The organism is Burkholderia sp. Ax-1720 (assembly GCF_011753035.1).
Classification (GTDB): Bacteria; Pseudomonadota; Gammaproteobacteria; order Burkholderiales; family Burkholderiaceae; genus Burkholderia; species Burkholderia gladioli.
This window is the reverse complement of sequence record NZ_VWWK01000304.1, coordinates 1-4,533: the sequence shown is the minus strand read 5'-3', so window position 1 is coordinate 4,533 and position 4,533 is coordinate 1. Positions and strand designations below refer to the sequence as shown.

Genomic DNA, 4,533 nt, shown 5'->3' with positions numbered 1-4,533 from the left:
CGCTCGACCGGCTGGCCGGCAAGGTGCGGCTCGCGCTGGAGGCGGGCGCCGAGCGACGCGCCTTCGCGCTGGAGATCGCGCCGGCCTGGCCGCAAGGCGAGATGCCCTGGTTCGGCGCCGAGGATGCGGCACTGGCGGCCGATGCGCTGCGCGCGCCGATCTCGCTGCACGGCACGCTGAACCGGCTCACGCCCGCCGGGCAGGTGATCTACCGCTACGCGCGGCCCGGCGCGCGCGATCATCTGTCGGCCTGGCTCGCGCACCTGGTCTATTGCGCGATCGATCCGGGCGGCCCGCGCCGCACGCGGTGGTTCGGCAGCGGCGAGGGTTTCGAATTCGCGCCGGTGGCCGACCCGCTCGCGCATCTCGCGCCGCTGGCCGCGCTGTTCCGCGCCGGCCGCCGCATGCCGCTGCGCTTCTTCCCGAAGAGCGCCTGGGCGCTGGTCGCGGAGGGCGAGGCCAAGGCCGCCGGCGTGTGGATCAACGAGCGCGTGGCCAGCGAGGCCGACGACGCGGCGCTCGCGATCGTCTGGCGCGGCAGGAACCTCTCGCTCGACGCGCCGTTCCCGGCGCTCGCGCGCCTGGTCTTCACGCCGCTCGCCGAGCACCTGAGGAGCGAGGCATGAGCGCCGCCATCGCTGCCTCGCAGGCGCCCCAGGAGCTCGACGTCTTCGCCTGCGCGCTCGACGGGGTGAACCAGATCGAGGCCTCGGCCGGCACCGGCAAGACCTGGAACATCTGCGCGCTCTATGTGCGCCTGCTGCTCGAACACGACCTGCAGGCCGACCAGATCCTGGTGGTGACCTTCACCAAGGCCGCCACCGCCGAGCTGCACGAGCGGATCCGAGGACGGCTCGCGCAGCTCGCGCACGCGCTGGAGACCGGCGACGACGGCGGCGATCCGTTTGTCGCGCGCTTGTTCGAGACCACGCTCGGCGAGGGCAGCGACGGCGATGGCGACGATGGCGGCGGCGGAATCGACGCCGAAACCGCCGCCAAGCGGATCCGTCGCGCGTTGCGCGGCTTCGACCAGGCGGCGATCCACACCATCCACGCGTTCTGCCAGCGCGCGCTGCAGGAAGCGCCGTTCGCGGCCGCCATGCCGTTCGCCTTCGAGATGGAGGCCGACGACGCGGCGCTGCGCTTCGAGCTGGCGGCCGAGTTCTGGCGCACGCGCGTCGAGCCGGTGGCGGCCGCGCATCCCGGCTTCGCGGCCTGGCTGGTCGCGCATCGCGCCGGGCCGGAAGCGCTCGACGCGCAACTCGCGCGGCGCCTGAAGAAACCGCTGGCCGCGCTGCGCTTCGACGGCCTGCCCGATCCACGCGCGCCGGGCCCCGACTTCGACGCGGCGCTGCGGGCCAGCCACGCGGCGGCGGCCGCCTTGTGGCAGGCCGAGCGCGCGGCGATCGCCAGCGTGCTGGCGTTGGCGCAGGCTTCCTTGAACCAGCGCTCGCACAAGCCCGAGGCGGTGGACGATGCGCTGGCCGCCTGGGGCGCCTATTTCAACGAGGCGGCCGGCGCGCTGGCACCGGCCGCCTTGCCCAAGCCGGCCCTGAAGCTCACCCGCGGCGTGCTGGAAAAGGCCACCAAGAAGGGCGGCGCCACGCCCGAGCATCCGTTCTTCGAGGCGGCCGAGGCGCTGGAGGCCGCGCTGGCCGCCGCCGAGGCCGCGCAGCGCGCGCGCTGGCTGGCGCTGATCGCCGACTGGCTGGCCGAGGCGCCGGCGCGTCTCGCCGAGAAGAAGCGCACGCGCCGCGTGGTCTCCTTCGACGACCTGCTCGCCAACCTGTATCACGCGCTCGAGGCCCATCCCTGGCTCGCCGACACGCTGCGCCGCCGCTACCCGGCCGCGCTGATCGACGAGTTCCAGGACACCGACCCGCTGCAGTTCGCGATCTTCGACCGGATCTTCGCGCCGGCCGGGCCGCTGTTCCTGGTCGGCGATCCGAAGCAGGCGATCTACAGCTTCCGCGCGGCCGACCTGCACACCTACCTGGCCGCGCGCGAGCGGGCCGGCGCGCGCTACACGCTGGCGGTGAACCAGCGCTCGACGCCGGCCATCGTCGAGGCCTGCAACCGCGTGTTCGGCGCGAACCCGCGCGCCTTCGTGCTGGACGGCCTCGACTACCAGCCGGTGCGCGCCGGCACGCGGCAGCGCGCGCCCTTCGTCGACGGCACCGATCCGCGCGCCGGCAGCGGCGATTTCCGGATCTGGATGCTGCCCGACGGCGACCAGGCGCTGGGCAAGCGCGACGCGCAATGGCAGGCCGCGCAGGCCTGCGCCGCCGAGATCGCGCGCCTGATGCGCGGCGCGCGTGAAGGCGCGGTGCGACTCGGCGAGGCCGCGCTCACGCCGGCCGATATCGCCGTGCTGGTGCAGACCCACCGGCAGGGCAGCATCGTCAAGCGCGTGCTGGCCGCCTGGGGGATCGGCAGCGTCGAGCTCGCGCAGGCCTCGGTGTTCGCCACGCTCGACGCCGAGCAGCTCGAGCGCGTGCTGGCCGCGATCGATGCGCCGGGCGACCTGCGCCGGCTGCGCGCGGCGCTCGCCACCGACTGGTTCGGGCTCGACGCGGCTGCGCTGTGGCGGCTGGAGCAGGGCGAGGCGGCGCCCGGCGCGGCCGCCGATGATGCCGACGCGATGAGCTGGGTCGAGCGCTTCTCGCGCTATCGCCTGCTCTGGCGCGAACGCGGTTTCGCGGTGATGTGGCGCAGCTTCGCGCGCGAGCTGCGGATCGCCGAGCGGCTGATCGGCGGCGCCGACGGCGAGCGCCGCGTGACCGACATCAACCACCTGGCCGAACTGACCCAGGCGCGTGCCTCGGCGCAGCCCGGCATCGCGCCGACGCTGCGCTGGCTGGCCGCGCAGCGCGCGGTGGGCGGCGGCGAGGACGCGCAATTGCGGCTCGAATCGGATCGCAACCTGGTGCAGATCGTCACCGTGCACAAGTCCAAGGGCCTTGAATACGCGGTGGTGTTCTGCCCGTTCCTGAACGATGGGCGCTTGCACGAGCCGCGCGAGGATGCCCTGCCCGATGCGCGCGAGTATCACGACGAGGCCGGCGCGGCGGTGCTCCATTACGGCTGCGACGAGGCGGCCGCCGAGCTGGCCGCCACGCAGGCGCGTCGCGAGCAGGCGGCCGAACGCGCGCGGCTGGTCTATGTCGCGCTCACGCGCGCGGTGCATCGCTGCTACCTGGTGGCGGGCGTCTACCAGTCGGCGCGTTCGACGCGCGAGGCGCGCCGCAGCGTGCTGAACTGGCTGGTCGGCGGCGCCGGCCACGGCTTCGACGCCTGGCTCGAGAAACCGCCCGAGGCCGAGGAACTGGCCGCGAGCTGGCGCGCGCTGGCCACCGGCCCGATCTCGATCGCGCCGCTGCCTGGCGTGAGCGCGCGCACGCCGCTGGCGGCCGGCCACGATGCCGAGCGGCTCGGCGGCGCGCGCCAGGCCGCGCGCTTTTTGCGCGACGCCTGGCGCATCGCCAGCTTCAGCTCGCTGACGGCCTCGATCGCGCGCGAGCAGGAAGGCATCGCGGCCGTGCCGGACGAGGCGCTGCGTCCCGATCACGATGCGCTCGCGGCGGCCGTCGATCCGGTGCCGCGCATCGACGGCGGCGGCGAGCGCGCCATGCAGCCCGATCCCGACGATATCGTCGGTTTCCCGCGCGGCGCGGCGGCGGGCGAGTGCCTGCACCTGCTGTTCGAGCTGAGCGATTTCGGCGACGCCAGCGGCTGGGACGAAGCCGCGCGGCGCGCGCTGCACGAGCGGCCGGTGGAAGCCGAGCCCGAGCTGGCCGAGCGGCTGCCGGCGATGATGACGCGCATGCTGGCCGAGGTGGTCGCCACCGAGCTGGTGCCCGGCATGCGGCTCGCCGCGATCGATCCGGGCCGGCGCCTGAACGAGATGGAATTCCTGTTCCCGGCCGCCGCGCTCGATTTCGCGGCGCTGCGCGCGTTGCTGGTCGAGCACGGCTATCCCGACGTGGCGCTCGAATCGGGTACGCTCGCGGGTTTCTTCAAGGGCTTCATCGACATGATCGTCGAGCACGACGGCCGCTTCTGGATCGTCGACTGGAAGTCGAACCATCTCGGCGCGACCCCCGACGCCTATGGGCCGGCCGCGCTCGACGCGGCGATGGCCGACCACGCCTATCACCTGCAGGCGCTGCTCTATACCGTCGCGCTGCATCGCTACCTGCGCGTGCGCCTGCCCGGCTACGACTACGACAGCCACATGGCCGGGTATCTCTATCTGTTCGTGCGCGGCGTGCGTCCCGGCTGGTCGAGCGGCGGGCGGCCCTCGGGCGTGCATGCGCGGCGGCCCTCGCGCGAGCTGGTCGAGGCGCTCGACGCGCTGATGCGCAAGGAGCGCGCATGAAGGACCTGACCGAACCGTTCGGCTTCGTCGGCGGGCTGGCCGAGCGCCTGCCCGAGCCGGCCGATTTCGGGCTCGCGCTGGCCGAGGGTTTCGCGCGCCGGATCGGCATGCTGTCGCGCCGGCTGGGCGCCGGCTCCGATGCCGCGCGCTGGGCC

Annotated in this window: 1 protein-coding gene and 1 pseudogene; both read left to right on the top strand. The window is 74.0% G+C overall.

From position 1 onward, the window contains the following. Positions 1–626, top strand: a pseudogene (locus F3J18_RS35685) (exodeoxyribonuclease V subunit gamma); the annotation flags it as partial. Next, on the top strand, positions 623–4,378 hold the full coding sequence (gene recB, locus F3J18_RS35680; RefSeq protein ID WP_166916812.1) for an exodeoxyribonuclease V subunit beta: 3,756 nt from the start codon (positions 623–625) through the stop codon (positions 4,376–4,378). The pseudogene F3J18_RS35685 and the gene recB, both read left to right, overlap by 4 nt. The last annotated feature ends 155 nt before the right edge of the window (positions 4,379–4,533 follow it).